The following is a 16,639-nucleotide window of genomic DNA, read 5'->3' on the forward strand; positions in this document are numbered from 1 at the left end:
ATTGTGCATAGCCTTAAGCTCAGAAGTTTTTTGCCCGCAAGGTTATCGAGGATGTCCCAGTCGAAGTTTGCGCTGCCGCGCAATGGTTTTACGTTTAAGCAGTTTTTTGTCGCCCACGACCGATGCGCGATGAAAGTGGGTACCGACGGTATTTTACTTGGCGCATGGGCGCCGATCGCCCAGGTTAAACGCGTGCTGGATATCGGCGCCGGCAGCGGTCTGTTAGCGCTGATGCTCGCGCAGCGAACCGGGGAGACGGTTATCGTAGATGCTGTGGAGCTGGATGAAGAGGCGGCAGCGCAGGCGCAAGAAAACGCTGCGGATTCTCCATGGGCCGGGCGTCTGCAGATTCATCAGGCGGATATTCAGCAATGGCAGCCGCCGCAAACCCGGCGCTACGAGCTGATTGTCAGCAATCCGCCCTTTTTTGCCGACGGCGTGCCTTGCGCAACCTCGCAGCGCGAGCAGGCTCGTTATACTTCCTCACTCGATCATGCGACATTATTAACCTGCGCCGCCGAGCTGATTACGGAGGAGGGATTTTTCTGCGTCGTGCTTCCGGTCGACATTGGAAACGCCTTTGTGCAACGGGCGCAGAATATGGGCTGGCATCTGCGTCTGCGTACCGATGTTGCGGAAACGGAAATGCGTCCGCCGCATCGGGTTCTGTTGGCTTTTTCTCCAACGCCTGGAGACGAGTGCTTTAGCGACAGGTTGATTATCCGTGGGCCGGAGCAGCAGTATTCCGAAGGTTTTACCGCTTTGACCCAGGATTTTTATCTTTTTATGTGAGCCAGCGGCGAGAGCACAGATGGCCCGCTATCCGGCAGCTGTTCCGGATAGTCGAGCGTATAGTGCAGCCCTCGGCTCTCTTTACGTAGCATGGCGCAGCGCACAATCAGCTCGGCAACCTGTACCAGGTTACGCAGCTCCAGTAAATTATTGGAGACGCGAAAGCGGGCGTAGTATTCGTCCAGCTCCTGCTGCAGCATATTAATGCGGCGCAGGGCGCGCTCGAGGCGGCGGGTGGTGCGCACGATGCCGACATAGTCCCACATCAGCAAGCGCAACTCATGCCAGTTATGCTGAATCACGACCAGTTCATCCGGTATTTCGACCTGACTTTCGTCCCACGATGGCAGTTCGTTGACCGCCTGCGCGAAAGGCATGCGCTTAACAATATCCTCGGCGGCGGACCATCCGTAGACAAGGCACTCAAGCAGCGAGTTTGACGCCATGCGGTTCGCGCCGTGTAATCCGGTATAGCTCACTTCGCCGATGGCATACAGTCCGTCGACGTCTGTACGCCCGTTATCATCAACCATGACGCCGCCGCAGGTGTAGTGCGCTGCGGGAACGACGGGCACCGGCTCTTTAGTCAGATCGATGCCAAGCCCCAGAAGCTTCTCGTAGATCATCGGGAAGTGGTGGCGAATAAATTCTGCGGGTTTATGGCTGATATCAAGATACATGCAGTCAGCGCCCAGGCGTTTCATCTCATGATCGATGGCTCTGGCGACGATATCGCGCGGGGCCAGCTCGCCGCGCTCGTCAAACTCCGGCATAAACCGCGTGCCGTCCGGGCGTTTCAACAGGGCGCCCTCGCCGCGCAGCGCTTCCGTTAACAGGAAGTTGCGCGCTTGCGGATGGTACAGCGCGGTTGGATGAAACTGATTAAATTCGAGATTGGCGACCCGACAGCCGGCACGCCAGGCCATCGCGATACCATCGCCGGAAGAGACGTCAGGATTCGTTGTATACTGGTAAACTTTCGCCGCGCCGCCGGTTGCCAGCACTACGGCTTTTGCGCTACAGGTTTCAACCGCTTCTTTATTACGATTCCAGATCCACGCGCCCACCACCCGGCGCGTACCGGGCAGGCCGATTTTATCGGAGATAATCAGGTCAACGGCGTTGCTGCGCTCCAGCACGCGGATGTTGGGGTGGGCCAGCGCCTGGCTCACCAGGGTGGTTTCAACGGCTTTACCGGTCGCATCGGCGGCATGGAGGATTCTGCGGTGACTGTGCCCCCCCTCGCGGGTCAGATGGTAGCTCTCCTCACCGTTTGCCTGTACCTGGGTATCGAACAAGACGCCCTGATCGATCAGCCACTGAACGCACGGTTTGGCGTTGCTCGCCACAAACGACACCGCATGGCGATCGCAAAGACCCGCCCCGGCGATCAACGTATCCTCGATGTGAGATTCCACGCTGTCGGTTTCATCAAACACGGCGGCAATTCCGCCCTGCGCGTAAAAAGTAGAACCTTCACTGATAGGGCCTTTGCTGAGAACCGTGACCGTGCAGCGCTCCGCCAGGCGTAAGGCAAGGGATAATCCGGCAGCGCCGCTGCCAATAATCAGCACATCACAGGAGGAATCGGAAGTTGTTTTCATAGCCTTTGTTTAATTTACTAAACACAATAAGCGAACAATAGCACCAGCCCGCGAGAAATCGTACAATTTTTTTACTCATTGTTGTGAGGGCTAAACATTACGGCTTAATGAGGCGGGCGGGGAAGCGAAAAAAGGTTTTGCGAAGCGGCTCGTTAGCTTCAGATTTTATAGTGAAATAAAAGCCGGGTTACGTTACCCTTCTGGCGGGTCTTGCGCTTTTTCTTATTATCTTACATATCGTTTAGCTACCGGGACATATAATGAGAGATAACAATCCGTCAGCCGGTGCCGGACGAAAAACAAAGGCGTAACGGAACTTTATTGTTTTCAGACACTCCAACCCTCTGCTTGCTCATTTATGCAGTAATTGGGTGGTGTTTTTGAATACGCATGGGAATTGGGTTTGGGGAGACATTACCTCGGATGAGCGAGCAGTTAACGGATCAGGTCCTCGTTGAACGGGTCCAGAAAGGAGATCAGAAAGCATTTAACCTGCTGGTGGTGCGCTATCAGCATAAGGTTGCAAGCCTGGTCTCCCGCTACGTGCCGCCGGGCGATATCGCTGACGTTGTTCAGGAATCGTTCGTCAAAGCATGGCGTGCGCTGGATTCTTTCCGGGGGGATAGCGCTTTTTACACCTGGTTATATCGCATCGCCGTCAACACGGCGAAAAATTATCTGGTTGCTCAGGGACGCCGTCCGCCGTCCAGCGATGTTGATGCGAATGATGCTGAAAACTTCGAAAGTGGCGGGGCATTGAAAGAAATTTCGAACCCTGAGAACTTAATGTTGTCAGAAGAGCTGAGACAAATAGTTTTTCGTACCATTGAATCGCTTCCGGAAGATTTACGCATGGCAATCACCTTGCGGGAGCTGGATGGCATGAGCTATGAAGAAATAGCCGCCATCATGGATTGTCCGGTGGGCACAGTGCGTTCGCGCATCTTCCGGGCGCGAGAAGCTATTGATAATAAAGTTCAACCGCTAATCAGGCGTTGACGATAGCGGAATACTGGAAAAGGGTATCAGGCATGCAGAAAGAAAAACTTTCGGCCTTAATGGATGGTGAAACGCTGGATAACGAACTGCTCAACGAGCTGGAGCGTTCATCTGAAATGCAAAAAACCTGGGAGAGCTACCATCTCATCCGCGATTCGCTGCGAGGCGATACGAGTGAGGTGCTCCATTTTGATATCTCAGCTCGCGTCATGGCCGCCATTGAAAACGAGCCCGTTCGTCAGACGGTTCCTCTTATTCCTGAATCTCAGCCCGCACCGCACCAGTGGCGTCAGATGCCTTTCTGGCAAAAAGTACGCCCATGGGCCAGTTCGCTCACCCAGATGGGCGTTGCCGCGTGCGTATCCCTCGCTGTGATTGTTGGCGTCCAGCAGTATAATGGCCAGTCTGATTCATCCCAGCAGCCGGAGGCGCCGGTGTTTAACACCATGCCGATGATGGGTAAGGCCAGCCCGGTTAGCCTGGGCGTACCGGCTGAGGCTTCAGCGGGTAGCGGTCAGCAGGCTCAGGTACAGGAACAGCGCCGCAGAATTAATGCTATGCTGCAGGACTATGAATTGCAGCGTCGCCTGCATGCGGAACAGCTCCAGTTTGGTCAGGCCCAGACTCAGCAAGCCGCCGTTCAGGTACCGGGCTATCAAACTTTAGGAACGCAATCGCAGTAATGAAGCAACTTTGGTGTGCCATGTCGCTCATGGCAGGCAGCCTGTTCTTCTCCGTCAACGCCTCGGCTGATACATCGTCCGGGGCGTTGTTGCAGCAGATGAACCTGGCCAGCCAGTCCCTCAACTACGAGCTCTCTTTCGTCAGCATCAACAAGCAGGGCGTTGAGTCGCTGCGCTATCGACACGCTAAACTGGATAATCGCACCCTGGCTCAGCTCCTGCAACTTGACGGACCTCGTCGCGAAGTCGTGCTGCGCGGAACGGAAATCAGCTACTTTGAACCTGGGCTCGATCCTTTTACCCTGAACGGCGACTATATCGTTGATTCCCTGCCTTCGTTGGTCTACTCCGACTTTAAACGTCTGGCGTCCTATTACGACTTTATTTCCGTTGGACGAACGCGTATTGCCGATCGTTTATGCGATGTGGTGCGCGTCGTGGCTCGCGATGGCACCCGCTATAGCTATATCGCATGGCTAGACGCTGAAACTAAGCTGCCTCTGCGCGTAGATCTGCTTGACCGCGATGGTGAAACGCTTGAGCAGTTCCGGGTCGTCTCGTTCAACGTCGGTGATAACGTGAGCGCCAGCATGGAAACCTTATCTAAGGCGAATCTGCCTCCGCAGCTGTCGGTGCCGGAGGGGGGCAATAAGGCCAACTTTAACTGGGCGCCTACCTGGCTGCCGCAGGGCGTTGCCGAAGTGTCCAGCAGCCAGCGTCGTCTCCCTACCTTTGATGGTCCGGTTGAGTCCCGTTTGTATTCCGATGGGCTGTTTAGTTTCTCTATCAATATTAATCGCGCCACCGCGAATAGCAGCGATCAGCTGCTGCGTACCGGGCGTCGTACCGTGGCGACTACCGTGCGTGATAACGCAGAGATAACCATTGTTGGCGAGCTGCCGCCGCAAACGGCAAAGCGTATTTCCGACAGTATTAAATTCAGGGCAGTTCAATGATTAAAGAGTGGGCGACGGTCGTCTCCTGGAATAATGGCATTGCGCTGGTTCATTGCGATGTTAAAGCATCCTGCAGCAGCTGCGCTTCCCGCGCCGGCTGCGGCAGCCGGGTACTGAATAAGCTTGGGCCGCAAACCAGCCATACCATTAGCGTTCCCTGCGAGCAGCCGCTGTCGGTCGGGCAAAAAGTGGAACTGGGCATTGCTGAGAGTAGCCTGCTCGGGTCGGCAGTACTGGTGTATATGGCGCCGTTAGTCGGATTGTTCGTGATGGCATCGATATTCCAGGTGCTGTTTGCCAACGACTTCGCTTCGCTATGCGGGGCAATGCTGGGCGGCGTGGGCGGGTTTCTGGTCGCGCGCGGTCTTTCGCCGGGCTTAGCCTCCCGGCAGTCGTGGCAGCCGGTTATTATCAGCGTCGGCTTGCCGCCAGATTTAGTCCGCATCGAGACGCCTTCCTCCCAACTGGGTCAGTGATTCACTGGCCCTTATCTTTATTTACAACTCCCGCAAGAACTCGTCATTTACTCCGGTTATGCTAGCGGTAAGAGCATTTCCTGGTTTCGTGGATGTAGTGTAGAATGCGGCGTTTTCGGATTAAAAAACGTCAGGCACAGAACAGCGGCCTCATGATTCGCGTAAGGCATAATTAACTCTAAATATGAAGAATATACGTAACTTTTCAATCATCGCTCACATCGACCACGGTAAGTCGACGTTGTCTGACCGTATTATCCAGATTTGCGGTGGCCTTTCCGATCGTGAAATGGCAGCCCAGGTTCTGGACTCCATGGATCTTGAACGTGAGCGCGGTATCACTATCAAGGCGCAGAGCGTCACCCTGGATTACAAAGCGGCCGATGGCGAAACCTATCAGCTGAACTTTATCGATACTCCCGGCCACGTCGACTTCTCTTATGAAGTTTCTCGTTCGCTTGCCGCCTGTGAAGGCGCTTTGCTGGTGGTTGATGCCGGTCAGGGCGTAGAAGCCCAGACGCTGGCTAACTGCTATACGGCGATGGAAATGGACCTTGAAGTCGTACCGGTCCTGAACAAAATTGACCTGCCCGCAGCCGATCCGGAACGCGTGGCGGAAGAGATTGAAGACATTGTCGGTATTGATGCCACCGATGCGGTACGCTGTTCAGCGAAGACCGGCGTTGGCGTACCGGATGTGCTGGAGCGCCTGGTGCGCGATATTCCGCCGCCGGAAGGCGATCCGGAGGCGCCGCTGCAGGCGCTGATCATCGACTCCTGGTTTGATAACTACCTCGGCGTCGTTTCTTTGGTGCGTATTAAAAACGGCACCATGCGCAAAGGCGATAAAATTAAGGTGATGAGCACCGGTCAGGTGTATAACGCCGATCGTCTGGGGATTTTCACGCCGAAACAGGTTGACCGTACCGAGCTGAAATGCGGCGAGGTAGGCTGGCTGGTTTGCGCCATTAAAGACATTCTCGGCGCGCCGGTCGGCGATACGCTGACGCTTGCGCGCAACCCGGCGGAGAAAGCGCTGCCTGGCTTTAAAAAGGTGAAACCGCAGGTGTATGCCGGCCTGTTCCCGGTAAGCTCTGATGATTATGAGAACTTCCGTGACGCGCTGGGCAAACTGAGCCTCAACGATGCTTCACTGTTCTATGAGCCGGAAAGCTCTACCGCGCTGGGCTTCGGCTTCCGCTGCGGCTTCCTCGGTCTTCTGCATATGGAGATCATCCAGGAGCGCCTGGAGCGTGAATACGATCTGGATCTGATCACCACGGCGCCGACGGTAGTCTATGAAGTAGAAACCACCTCGAAAGAAGTTATCTACGTCGATAGCCCGTCGAAGCTGCCGCCGCTGAACAATATCCAGGAGCTGCGCGAGCCGATCGCTGAGTGTCACATGCTGCTGCCGCAGGAGTTTTTAGGCAACGTCATTACCCTGTGTATCGAAAAACGCGGCGTGCAGACTAACATGGTCTACCACGGTAATCAGGTGGCGCTGACCTATGAAATTCCGATGGCGGAAGTGGTACTCGATTTCTTCGACCGTCTGAAGTCCACCTCCCGCGGCTATGCGTCGCTGGACTACAACTTCAAGCGCTTCCAGGCTTCCAACATGGTGCGTGTGGATGTGTTGATTAACGGCGAGCGCGTGGATGCGCTGGCGCTGATCACGCATAACGACAATGCGCCGTACCGCGGCCGCGAACTGGTAGAGAAGATGAAAGAGCTGATCCCGCGTCAGCAGTTCGATATCGCTATCCAGGCTGCCATCGGTAACCACATTATTGCCCGTTCTACCGTGAAACAGCTGCGTAAAAACGTCCTCGCGAAATGCTATGGCGGCGACGTCAGCCGTAAGAAAAAGCTGCTGCAGAAGCAGAAAGACGGTAAGAAACGGATGAAGCAGGTCGGCAACGTTGAGCTCCCGCAGGAAGCGTTCCTCGCCATTCTGCACGTTGGTAAAGACGGCAAATAACCTAAGGAGTTGGCATGGCGAACATGTTTGCCCTGATCCTGGTCATCGCTACTTTGGTGACGGGTCTGTTGTGGTGCCTGGATAAGTTTATCTTTGCGCCAAAACGTCGCGAAAGTCAGGCCGCTGCCCAGGCGGCGACCGGCGACCAGTTAGATAAGAAAACGCTGAAAAAGGTTGGCCCGAAACCGGGCTGGCTAGAAACCGGCGCTTCGGTATTCCCGGTTCTGGCGATTGTGCTGGTGGTTCGCTCATTTATTTATGAGCCCTTCCAGATCCCATCCGGATCGATGATGCCGACGCTGCTGATCGGCGATTTTATTCTGGTTGAGAAGTTTGCCTACGGTATTAAAGATCCGATTTACCAGAAAACGCTGATCGAAACCGGGCATCCGAAACGCGGCGATATTGTCGTCTTTAAATATCCGCAAGATCCGCGCCTGGATTATATTAAGCGCGCGGTCGGTTTGCCGGGCGATAAAGTGACCTACGATCCCATAGCTAAACAGGTTACTATCCAGCCGGGCTGTAGTTCTGGCCAGGCCTGCGGCAACGCGCTGCCGGTTACTTACTCCAACGTTGAGCCGAGCGATTTCGTTCAGACCTTCTCCCGTAGCAACGGCGGCGAAGCGACCAGCGGTTTCTGGCAGCTGCCGAAAGGCGAGACCAAAGCCGATGGTATCCGCCTGACCGAACGTAAAGAGACGCTGGGCGAAGTGACGCACCGTATTCTGACCGTACCGATTGCTCAGGATCAGGTGGGGATGTATTACCACCAGTCCGGTCTGCCGCTGGCGACCTGGATTGTCCCGCCGGGACAGTATTTCATGATGGGTGACAACCGCGATAACAGCGCCGACAGCCGTTATTGGGGCTTTGTGCCGGAGGCGAATCTGGTGGGTAAAGCGACCGCAATCTGGATGAGTTTCGAAAAACAGGAAGGCGAATGGCCTACCGGCGTACGTTTATCGCGTATCGGCGGTATCCAGTAATTTTCCTGCCCTCTTCACGCTGCCGCCGCAGTAACGGCAGCGTGAATTATTTAAGATTTAAATCTATTCAAACTAACGACATCCCTTGTCGTTGCGTATAGAATATCCCCCCGAAGTTTTAGGTTGTCTCTCGTAAGATTGACACAGCACACGAAACCGCGTTGGTTTTTACTCAGGTCGGTTTCGTGTGCTGCATTTTTGACGCATTCATCTATTGGTAACGCATGAACCCCATCGTAATTAATCGGCTTCAACGGAAGCTGGGCTACACTTTTCATCATCAGGAGCTGTTGCAACAGGCATTAACTCATCGCAGTGCCAGCAGCAAACACAATGAGCGCCTGGAGTTTTTAGGTGACTCAATATTGAGCTTTGTGATCGCAAACGCGCTCTATCATCGTTTCCCTCGGGTAGACGAAGGCGATATGAGCCGCATGCGCGCGACGCTGGTGCGAGGTAACACGTTGGCAGAAATTGCCCGCGAGTTCGAATTAGGTGAATGTCTGCGTCTTGGGCCGGGTGAATTGAAAAGCGGAGGCTTTCGCCGTGAATCGATACTGGCGGACACCGTTGAAGCTTTAATCGGCGGGATTTTCCTCGACAGCGATATTCAGAACGTTGAGCGCCTTATTCTCTCCTGGTACCAGAGTCGTCTGGATGAAATCAGCCCTGGTGACAAGCAAAAGGATCCGAAGACCCGCTTGCAGGAATATCTGCAGGGGCGTCATCTGCCGCTGCCGTCGTACCTCGTTGTACAGGTACGCGGAGAAGCGCACGATCAGGAATTTACTATCCACTGCCAGGTTAGCGGCCTGAGTGAACCGGTGGTTGGCACGGGTTCTAGCCGTCGTAAGGCGGAGCAGGCTGCCGCCGAACAGGCGCTGAAAAAGCTGGAGCTGGAATGAGCGAAGAAAAAAACTACTGCGGATTTATTGCCATCGTTGGTCGTCCAAACGTGGGCAAATCCACATTGCTGAACAAGCTGCTCGGGCAGAAGATCTCTATTACTTCCCGAAAAGCGCAGACGACGCGTCACCGCATCGTTGGTATTCATACTGAAGGCCCGTACCAGGCGATCTACGTCGATACCCCGGGCCTGCATATGGAAGAAAAACGTGCGATAAACCGCCTGATGAACAAAGCGGCAAGCAGCTCTATTGGCGACGTTGAGCTGATTATTTTCGTCGTTGAAGGTACCCGCTGGACGCCGGACGATGAGATGGTGCTCAACAAGCTGCGCGACGGCAAAGCGCCGGTGATTCTGGCGGTCAACAAAGTCGACAACGTACAGGAAAAAGGGGATCTGCTGCCGCACCTGCAGTTCCTCGGCAGCCAGATGAACTTCCTCGATATCGTGCCGATTTCCGCGGAAACCGGGCTGAACGTTGATACTATTGCCGGTATTGTGCGTAAGCATCTGCCGGAGGCGATTCATCATTTCCCGGAAGATTACATTACCGACCGTTCTCAGCGCTTTATGGCTTCCGAGATCATTCGCGAAAAGCTGATGCGTTTCCTTGGCGCCGAACTGCCGTATTCCGTCACCGTCGAAATCGAGCGTTTTGTAACCAATGAACGCGGCGGATACGATATTAACGGTCTGATTCTGGTTGAGCGTGAAGGGCAGAAGAAGATGGTGATTGGCAACAAAGGGGCCAAAATCAAAACTATCGGTATCGAAGCGCGTAAAGACATGCAGGATATGTTTGAAGCGCCGGTTCACCTCGAACTGTGGGTGAAAGTGAAATCCGGCTGGGCTGATGACGAACGCGCGCTGCGCAGTCTCGGTTACGGCGACGATCTCTAAGAGCCATTTTGATGGAAGGCTGGCAGCGCGCTTTCGTCCTGCATAGTCGTCCCTGGAGCGAAACCAGCCTGATGCTGGACGTCTTCACGGAAGAATCCGGCCGCGTGCGCCTTGTGGCTAAAGGCGCACGTTCTAAACGCTCCAACCTCAAAGGCGCGCTTCAGCCCTTTACTCCCTTACTGCTTCGCTTTGGCGGGCGCGGCGAAGTCAAAACGCTGCGCAGCGCGGAAGCCGTCTCGCTGGCGCTCCCCCTTAGCGGTATCACGCTCTACAGCGGCCTTTACGTCAACGAACTGCTCTCTCGCGTGCTTGAGCACGAAACGCGCTTCTCCGAACTCTTCTTCGATTATTTGCACTGTATCCAGTCTCTGGCTGGCGCAAGCGGCTCGCCGGAACCGGCGCTTCGGCGTTTTGAACTGGCGCTGCTTGGGCACCTGGGGTATGGCGTGGATTTCCTGCATTGCGCCGGCAGTGGAGAAGCGGTTGACGATGCGATGACCTATCGCTACCGTGAAGAAAAAGGCTTTATCGCCAGCGTGGTTATTGATAACAGCACCTTTACCGGGCACCATCTTAAAGCGTTGGCGAGCCGTGAATTTCCCGACAGCGATGCGCTGCGCGCGGCAAAACGTTTCACACGTATCGCCCTGAAGCCCTATCTGGGCGGGAAGCCGCTAAAAAGTCGCGAGCTTTTTCGTCAGTTTTTGCCCGCGCGGGCTGCGCGAGCCGATAAAACAAATAACGATTAACGAGGATTGTCATGGCTGAATTACTGTTAGGGGTCAACATTGACCACATTGCGACATTACGCAACGCCCGCGGTACCGCTTATCCGGATCCGGTACAGGCGGCTTTTATCGCCGAGCAGGCCGGCGCTGACGGTATTACCGTCCATCTGCGCGAGGATCGTCGCCATATTACCGATCGCGATGTCCGTATTTTGCGCCAGACGCTGGATACCCGCATGAACCTTGAGATGGCGGTGACGGAAGAGATGCTGAATATCGCCTGTGAGACTCAGCCCCATTTCTGCTGCCTGGTACCGGAAAAACGCCAGGAAGTGACCACCGAAGGCGGACTGGACGTGGCGGGCCAGCTCGACAAAATGCGCGATGCCTGTAAACGTCTTGCCGACGCCGGTATCCTGGTTTCTCTGTTTATTGATGCGGACAACGCGCAAATTAAGGCCGCAGCGGACGTGGGCGCCCCCTATATCGAAATTCACACCGGCTGCTACGCCGATGCGCAAACCGACGCTGAGCAGGCAAAAGAGCTGGAGCGTATTGCCAAAGCGGCGACCTATGCCGCCAGTCTGGGGCTGAAGGTCAATGCCGGTCATGGCCTGACCTACCATAATGTAAAAGCCATAGCGGCGCTGCCGGAAATGCACGAGCTGAATATCGGCCATGCGATTATTGGCCGGGCGGTGATGAGCGGCCTGAAAGAGGCGGTTGCGGAAATGAAGCGTCTGATGCTGGAAGCCCGTGCCTGATGGCTATTCTCGGACTGGGTACTGATATAGTTGAAATCGCCCGTATTGAAGCGGTGATCGCCCGCAGCGGCGACCGTCTGGCCCGTCGCGTACTGAGCGATCACGAGTGGGCGATATGGCAACAGCATCAGCAGCCGGTCCGTTTTCTGGCTAAGCGTTTCGCCGTTAAAGAAGCGGCGGCCAAGGCGCTTGGCACCGGCATCCGCAATGGCCTGGCGTTTAACCAGTTTGAGGTTTACAACGACGAGCTGGGGAAGCCAAAGCTACGGTTGTGGGGCGAGGCGAAGAGTCTGGCCGAGCGGCTGGGCGTCAGCAGCATTCACGTGACGCTGGCCGATGAACGCCACTATGCCTGCGCCACGGTGATTATCGAAAGTTAGATTTACAGGCAGGCCGGATAAGTCCATCCGGTAATGTCATAATTTGTCCGCGTGATGCAGCAGGACAAATTTATCCCACAGCTGCTCTTCATTTTCGTTATGCGCCGGGTCTTTCAGAATGGTATTCGGGATCGGACACACCTTCTGGCAGGTCGGCGTATCATAGTGGCCAACGCATTCGGTGCAGCGGTCGCTGTTAATTTCATAAATGCTATCACCCATGGATATCGCCTCATTCGGGCACTCAGGCTCGCACATATCGCAGTTGATACATTTTTTGGTGATTAACAGCGCCATCAGGAAATTCTCAGAAACAACACAAACAGGGCGGGCATTATACGCCCATTTTCCGCCCGGGCCAGCTCTTTTCAACCGTGGGGCGACCATCCGTAGCGGAGAAATTTTGCCCGGCTTGAGCCAATAAGAGTGAGTGAGTTTCTGCCAGCTGGCGTGGCACTCGGCGTTATACCAGCTTTTTCACCAGCGCTTCGCTGTGGCGAATCCGCTCCGGAGCGTGCTCAAGATCCTGCTGCACCAGCCCCATAAACAGGAGATCGGTCAGCATCATCTGCGCGCTGGTGGAAGAGATCGCGGCGCTGCGCGTGGCCTGCTCCTCCGCAATGGTGTACAGGCACAGCGTAGCCTGCTGCTGAAGCGCGTTGGGGTTAAAACCGGTGATCGCCAGGATCTGGCTCCCTACCCGTAACGCTTCACCGGCCGCCATATTGATCTCGCGTCGTTCACCGGAGTAGGAGATGGCCAGCAGCAGATCGTCCGGCGACATCGCCTGTACCGTGGCCAGCAGCGCGTGCATATCCTGTTCAGAGACGGCGTTAATGCCGATTTTCATTAGCTTCCAGCTAAAGTTTCTCGCCACCAGGCCCGATGCGCCGATACCGGTAATGATCACCCGTCGGGCGTGGCGCAGCAGCGTGACGGCTTCCAGCAGCTTCTCTTCGGTGTTGACGTCCAGCGAGGCGTGCATAGCCGCGATGTTATCCTTAATCAGCTTTTCGCCAACCAGCCGAAGAGGATCGTCGCCGCGAATCTGATTATGCACCGGTACGGACTGCGGCGTAGGGGCGCTTGCCAGGGCTTCGCTCAGCGCCAGCTTTAACGCCGGGAAGCCTTTGAAGCCCATTTTCTGCGCAAATTTCACTACGCTTGACTGACTGACGCCGGCTTCGCCCGCCAGCTGCTGTGAGCTAAGGTGGCGGGTTTGATCCGGTTGAGCCAGAATGAAATCGGCCAGTTTTTTATCGCTTGCGGCCAACGTAGGGTAGCGCTGGCGAATACGGGTCAAACAGTTCATAGCGGCTCCGGAGGACAGCTTCACCCTCGGCTGAAAGAATTTTGTATTCGATTATAAGAGGATTATCGCGAATTAAAAATTCTATGCCTAAGATTTCTCTGCAAATGTGTTTTCTTAATCCGGATTCAACGACAGCGTATGTTTTCGCTATTGGCGACGCAAGGCTGTTAAGCTATTGGTAATCGAGCGATCGTACATGGGAGTAGGTTTTGAATAGCAGCACGCGGAGAGTGGTTTTTTTTGATCTGGATGGAACCTTGCATCAGCAGGATATGTTCGGCAGCTTTTTGCGCTATATCCTGCGCCATCAGCCGCTGAATGCGCTGCTGGTGCTTCCTTTATTGCCTGTTATTGCCGCCGGACTGATGTTGTACGGTCGCGCCGCGCGCTGGCCGATGAGCCTGCTGCTGTGGGCTTCAACCTTCGGACGCAGCGAGCATCACCTTAAACGCCTGGAGGCCGATTTTGTTCGCTGGTTTCGCCAGCACGTTACGGCCTTCCCGGTGGTTCAGTCGCGGCTTAACCATTATTTGTCCAGCACGGACGCCGATGTCTGGCTGATTACCGGTTCGCCGCAGTCGCTGGTTGAGCAAGTCTATTTTGATACCGCCTGGCTACCGCGGGTCAATCTGATTGCCAGCCGGATGGAGCGGCGCTGCGGCGGCTGGGGGTTAACCCTTCGCTGCCTCGGCAATGAAAAGGTGGCGCAGCTGGAACAGAAAATAGGCGCTCCGCTGCGATTGTATAGCGGCTACAGCGACAGCGAGCAGGACAACCCGCTGCTCAATTTTTGCCAGCACCGCTGGCGGGTGACGCCGCAGGGCGATCTTCAGCAGTTAGAATAGTGTGTAATACATAGCGCCCATGTATAATGCGCCCCGCTTTTCTGCAGGAGTGCCCGCTTTGTCTGACCATGAATTAAATGATGAATACTGGATGCGTCACGCCCTGACGCTGGCCAAACGCGCCTGGGAAGAGGGCGAAGTGCCGGTCGGCGCCGTGCTGGTGCATAATCATCAGGTCATCGGCGAGGGCTGGAACCGGCCAATCGGCCGCCACGATCCGACCGCGCACGCCGAGATTATGGCCCTGCGTCAGGGCGGACTGGTGCTGCAAAACTATCGCCTGATTGACGCAACGCTGTACGTTACCCTTGAGCCTTGCGTGATGTGCGCCGGAGCGATGGTGCACAGCCGTATTTCCCGGCTGGTATTTGGCGCCAGGGATGCAAAAACCGGCGCCGCCGGGTCGCTGATGGATGTGTTGCATCATCCAGGCATGAATCATCGGGTAGAAATAACGGAAGGGATTATGGCGGAGGCCTGTTCCGGCATGCTGAGCGATTTCTTTCGCTGGCGGCGCGAAGAGAAAAAAGCGCTGAAGCGAGCTGGCCAGCAAGTGCAGGACTAATGCCCGGCGCCGGGGATTTTTAATTTTGCGTTATCAACCAGCGTTTCGGCGCGAAAGTTGAAAAAGGACGAAGCGTACTGTTCCGGTTTATCCAGCTCATCCGGCATGACCGCCGGATAGTGTTCGCCCAGGGCCGCCATCTGCGCCTCTTTTCTCTCTTTTTCAGAGAGATAGCCTACAAGGCTAATATGATATTTGCGAATGTTTTCGACGTAGGCGTAGGCCTCGTGTCCACGTGCAAAGCCGTACTTCAGGCGGCTATAGTAGTTTTTCTGGCTTAACAGCGGCAGACGCTGTTTGACATCGGCCCAGCTATTCGGGTCGCCTTTCTGCTTTTTCGTCAGCGCCATCGCGTCAAGCATGTGCGCGTAGCCCATATTGTAAGCCGCCAGCGCAAACCAAATGCGCTCGTCCTGCGGCACCGACTCCGGCACTTTATTCATCATATCCTGCAAATAACGCATACCGCCGTCGATGCTTTGTTCGGCGTCGGTGCGATCGGTCAACCCCAGGCTTTGGGCCGTATTGCGGGTAAGCATCATTATCCCGCGCACGCCGGTAGGAGAGGTGGCCTGCGGATCCCAGTGCGATTCCTGCCACGAAATAGCCGCCAGCAGACGCCAGTCTATCTGTCGGGCATATTTTTCAAACATCGGCTGCAGGTCCGGGAGAACGCTTTCTACGGCGCGCAGGAAGGTGCGGGTGTCGACATAATCAAAATCGTTGCCGTGGCCGAGGTATTTCTCCTCCAGCCTCGCCAGGGTGCCGTCTTCATTAATATTATTGAAGAAATCGAGCATTGCCGCCGACAGGGAATTGTCTTCGCCTTTTTCGCTAAACCAGGTGACCGGCTGCTCGTCGCTGATATCGAGGGCGACGGCCAGCTCCGGGTGAACGCGCTGGAACAGGCTGACGGCGACCGAATCCGCCACGGTATAGTCGAGCTTACCATCGATGACCGCCTGCATTAGCGCCGTCGTCCCGCGCTTATCGTCCACGCGCCAGTCGAGGTCGGGATATTTTTGCTCTTTCAATGCCTGGAGATCGTTAATCGCCACGTGCCCGGGAGCGATCGCCAGCTGCGCGGCGGTAAGATTTGCCAGGGTGCGCGGGCGCAGGTTGCCTTTGCGATACACCAGCTGTTGCGAAACGGAATAGTAGGTCGGTCCGACCTGATAGTTTTTCACCCGCTCGGAGTTGTAGACCAGACCGGCAGCCAGCATGTCGGCTTTGCCTTCATCGAGATCGTCGAAGAGCTGGCTGATATTCTGCCTGACGGTGACTTTGAGCTCGACGCCGAGGTAGTCGGCAAACTGCTGCGCCAGCTCATAATCAAAACCGTAGGTTTTATCATTGAGGGTCGCGAAGGTCATCGGCGAATTAATGGTGCTGATGCGCAGTTCTCCGCGCGCCATGATCCCCGCCACGCGGTTTTCTGGTTTACCCATCCACGGGAGAGACGGCCACAGGGCGGCCGCCAGCAGGAGGGTCACAATGCCGATGAGCAGATAATTAATCTTTAGTTTTTTCAGATAGTTAATCTTCTGCAGCTTCGGGTTCCTCAGCAGATTATGACCAGAAAAAGTAAAAGGTTGTCTTGGATTGAGCGGCATTTTGCTTAAGAATGCGTCAGTTGGCAACTTATTCGCGAGATGAGTCACATTAATTGATAAACCCCGGCAATCATTTTATTTCTACGCAAACGGTTTCGTCGGGGCGCAGGATTCACTATAATGGCGCCCGTTTCCCCCCTGG

19 protein-coding genes are annotated in these 16,639 nt (G+C 55.2%); 15 read left to right on the forward strand and 4 right to left on the reverse strand.

Annotated features, from left to right (window positions below; translation table 11 throughout):
• Positions 1 to 51: 51 nt before the first annotated feature.
• Entirely contained in the window at positions 52 to 792 is a 741-nt protein-coding gene (gene trmN / locus ACE3MN_RS06510) for a tRNA(1)(Val) (adenine(37)-N(6))-methyltransferase TrmN (RefSeq protein WP_004132794.1), read from the forward strand.
• Here the strand turns inward: trmN and nadB are convergent.
• Entirely contained in the window at positions 777 to 2,396 is a 1,620-nt protein-coding gene (nadB, locus tag ACE3MN_RS06515) for an L-aspartate oxidase (RefSeq protein ID WP_049085824.1), read from the reverse strand. The genes trmN and nadB overlap by 16 nt on opposite strands.
• A 285-nt stretch (positions 2,397 to 2,681) precedes the next feature.
• On the opposite strand from nadB, the gene rseD reads away from it, so the two are divergent.
• The 12 genes from rseD to acpS all read left to right on the forward strand — a co-directional run bounded on the left by rseD (position 2,682) and on the right by acpS (position 12,162).
• Positions 2,682 to 2,780 carry a rpoE leader peptide RseD gene (gene rseD / locus ACE3MN_RS06520; protein WP_155552530.1) on the forward strand — a complete coding sequence of 33 codons (99 nt, stop codon included), beginning with the start codon at positions 2,682 to 2,684 and terminating at the stop codon, positions 2,778 to 2,780.
• Between the two features lie 39 nt (positions 2,781 to 2,819).
• A complete protein-coding gene (rpoE, locus tag ACE3MN_RS06525) occupies positions 2,820 to 3,395 on the forward strand; it encodes an RNA polymerase sigma factor RpoE (protein WP_004104583.1) in 576 nt (191 codons plus the stop codon).
• Positions 3,396 to 3,427: 32 nt separating this feature from the next.
• On the forward strand, positions 3,428 to 4,078 hold the full coding sequence (gene rseA / locus ACE3MN_RS06530; RefSeq protein ID WP_004132795.1) for an anti-sigma-E factor RseA: 651 nt from the start codon (positions 3,428 to 3,430) through the stop codon (positions 4,076 to 4,078).
• Positions 4,078 to 5,034 (forward strand): sigma-E factor regulatory protein RseB, encoded by a 957-nt coding sequence (gene rseB / locus ACE3MN_RS06535; RefSeq protein WP_004132796.1) that lies wholly within the window; start codon positions 4,078 to 4,080, stop codon positions 5,032 to 5,034. Before rseA ends, rseB begins: the two co-directional genes overlap by 1 nt.
• A complete protein-coding gene (rseC, locus tag ACE3MN_RS06540; protein ID WP_049085697.1) occupies positions 5,031 to 5,510 on the forward strand; it encodes a SoxR-reducing system protein RseC in 480 nt (159 codons plus the stop codon). Before rseB ends, rseC begins: the two co-directional genes overlap by 4 nt.
• Positions 5,511 to 5,694: 184 nt before the next feature.
• Positions 5,695 to 7,494, forward strand: coding sequence for a translation elongation factor 4 (gene lepA, locus ACE3MN_RS06545; protein ID WP_004123687.1), 1,800 nt, complete (start codon positions 5,695 to 5,697; stop codon positions 7,492 to 7,494).
• 14 nt (positions 7,495 to 7,508) lie between these two features.
• Positions 7,509 to 8,483 (forward strand): signal peptidase I, encoded by a 975-nt coding sequence (gene lepB, locus ACE3MN_RS06550; protein ID WP_004123684.1) that lies wholly within the window; start codon positions 7,509 to 7,511, stop codon positions 8,481 to 8,483.
• 224 nt (positions 8,484 to 8,707) lie between these two features.
• On the forward strand, positions 8,708 to 9,388 hold the full coding sequence (gene rnc / locus ACE3MN_RS06555; protein ID WP_004104573.1) for a ribonuclease III: 681 nt from the start codon (positions 8,708 to 8,710) through the stop codon (positions 9,386 to 9,388).
• On the forward strand, positions 9,385 to 10,290 hold the full coding sequence (gene era, locus ACE3MN_RS06560) for a GTPase Era (RefSeq protein ID WP_004134890.1): 906 nt from the start codon (positions 9,385 to 9,387) through the stop codon (positions 10,288 to 10,290). The genes rnc and era overlap by 4 nt, the downstream gene beginning before the upstream one ends.
• 11 nt (positions 10,291 to 10,301) lie before the next feature.
• A complete protein-coding gene (gene recO, locus ACE3MN_RS06565) occupies positions 10,302 to 11,039 on the forward strand; it encodes a DNA repair protein RecO (RefSeq protein WP_004134893.1) in 738 nt (245 codons plus the stop codon).
• A gap of 11 nt (positions 11,040 to 11,050) precedes the next feature.
• Positions 11,051 to 11,782, forward strand: a complete 732-nt coding sequence (gene pdxJ, locus ACE3MN_RS06570) for a pyridoxine 5'-phosphate synthase (protein ID WP_004123677.1) — start codon at positions 11,051 to 11,053, stop codon at positions 11,780 to 11,782.
• The gene (gene acpS, locus ACE3MN_RS06575) at positions 11,782 to 12,162 is read left to right on the forward strand and encodes a holo-ACP synthase (RefSeq protein WP_004123676.1); all 381 of its coding nucleotides are present in this window, start codon (positions 11,782 to 11,784) and stop codon (positions 12,160 to 12,162) included. The genes pdxJ and acpS overlap by 1 nt, the downstream gene beginning before the upstream one ends.
• A gap of 36 nt (positions 12,163 to 12,198) precedes the next feature.
• Here the strand turns inward: acpS and ACE3MN_RS06580 are convergent, their stop codons facing one another.
• Both ACE3MN_RS06580 and ACE3MN_RS06585 read right to left on the reverse strand, forming a co-directional pair.
• The gene (locus ACE3MN_RS06580) at positions 12,199 to 12,459 is read right to left on the reverse strand and encodes a YfhL family 4Fe-4S dicluster ferredoxin (protein ID WP_004114478.1); all 261 of its coding nucleotides are present in this window, start codon (positions 12,457 to 12,459) and stop codon (positions 12,199 to 12,201) included.
• 166 nt (positions 12,460 to 12,625) lie between these two features.
• A complete protein-coding gene (locus ACE3MN_RS06585) occupies positions 12,626 to 13,474 on the reverse strand; it encodes a MurR/RpiR family transcriptional regulator (RefSeq protein WP_004123673.1) in 849 nt (282 codons plus the stop codon).
• 209 nt (positions 13,475 to 13,683) lie between these two features.
• Between ACE3MN_RS06585 and yfhb the strand changes: the two genes are divergently transcribed.
• Entirely contained in the window at positions 13,684 to 14,319 is a 636-nt protein-coding gene (gene yfhb, locus ACE3MN_RS06590; protein WP_004134897.1) for a phosphatidylglycerophosphatase C, read from the forward strand.
• A gap of 58 nt (positions 14,320 to 14,377) precedes the next feature.
• The gene (gene tadA, locus ACE3MN_RS06595) at positions 14,378 to 14,884 is read left to right on the forward strand and encodes a tRNA adenosine(34) deaminase TadA (RefSeq protein ID WP_004134899.1); all 507 of its coding nucleotides are present in this window, start codon (positions 14,378 to 14,380) and stop codon (positions 14,882 to 14,884) included.
• Here the strand turns inward: tadA and mltF are convergent.
• The gene (gene mltF / locus ACE3MN_RS06600) at positions 14,881 to 16,497 is read right to left on the reverse strand and encodes a membrane-bound lytic murein transglycosylase MltF (protein WP_024359368.1); all 1,617 of its coding nucleotides are present in this window, start codon (positions 16,495 to 16,497) and stop codon (positions 14,881 to 14,883) included. The genes tadA and mltF overlap by 4 nt on opposite strands.
• Positions 16,498 to 16,639 lie beyond the last annotated feature (142 nt).

Source organism: Klebsiella grimontii (genome assembly GCF_042137965.1).
Lineage (GTDB): Bacteria > Pseudomonadota > Gammaproteobacteria > Enterobacterales > Enterobacteriaceae > Klebsiella > Klebsiella grimontii.

Coding starts and splice junctions, on each gene's coding strand:
- lepB (WP_004123684.1), top strand. CDS start 7,509: ATGGCGAACATGTTTGCCCTGATCCTGGTCATCGCTACTTTGGTGACG.
- rpoE (WP_004104583.1), top strand. CDS start 2,820: ATGAGCGAGCAGTTAACGGATCAGGTCCTCGTTGAACGGGTCCAGAAA.
- ACE3MN_RS06585 (WP_004123673.1), bottom strand. CDS start 13,474: ATGAACTGTTTGACCCGTATTCGCCAGCGCTACCCTACGTTGGCCGCA.
- rseC (WP_049085697.1), top strand. CDS start 5,031: ATGATTAAAGAGTGGGCGACGGTCGTCTCCTGGAATAATGGCATTGCG.
- pdxJ (WP_004123677.1), top strand. CDS start 11,051: ATGGCTGAATTACTGTTAGGGGTCAACATTGACCACATTGCGACATTA.
- rnc (WP_004104573.1), top strand. CDS start 8,708: ATGAACCCCATCGTAATTAATCGGCTTCAACGGAAGCTGGGCTACACT.
- recO (WP_004134893.1), top strand. CDS start 10,302: ATGGAAGGCTGGCAGCGCGCTTTCGTCCTGCATAGTCGTCCCTGGAGC.
- acpS (WP_004123676.1), top strand. CDS start 11,782: ATGGCTATTCTCGGACTGGGTACTGATATAGTTGAAATCGCCCGTATT.
- rseA (WP_004132795.1), top strand. CDS start 3,428: ATGCAGAAAGAAAAACTTTCGGCCTTAATGGATGGTGAAACGCTGGAT.
- mltF (WP_024359368.1), bottom strand. CDS start 16,497: ATGCCGCTCAATCCAAGACAACCTTTTACTTTTTCTGGTCATAATCTG.
- ACE3MN_RS06580 (WP_004114478.1), bottom strand. CDS start 12,459: ATGGCGCTGTTAATCACCAAAAAATGTATCAACTGCGATATGTGCGAG.
- lepA (WP_004123687.1), top strand. CDS start 5,695: ATGAAGAATATACGTAACTTTTCAATCATCGCTCACATCGACCACGGT.
- rseB (WP_004132796.1), top strand. CDS start 4,078: ATGAAGCAACTTTGGTGTGCCATGTCGCTCATGGCAGGCAGCCTGTTC.
- era (WP_004134890.1), top strand. CDS start 9,385: ATGAGCGAAGAAAAAAACTACTGCGGATTTATTGCCATCGTTGGTCGT.
- nadB (WP_049085824.1), bottom strand. CDS start 2,396: ATGAAAACAACTTCCGATTCCTCCTGTGATGTGCTGATTATTGGCAGC.
- trmN (WP_004132794.1), top strand. CDS start 52: ATGTCCCAGTCGAAGTTTGCGCTGCCGCGCAATGGTTTTACGTTTAAG.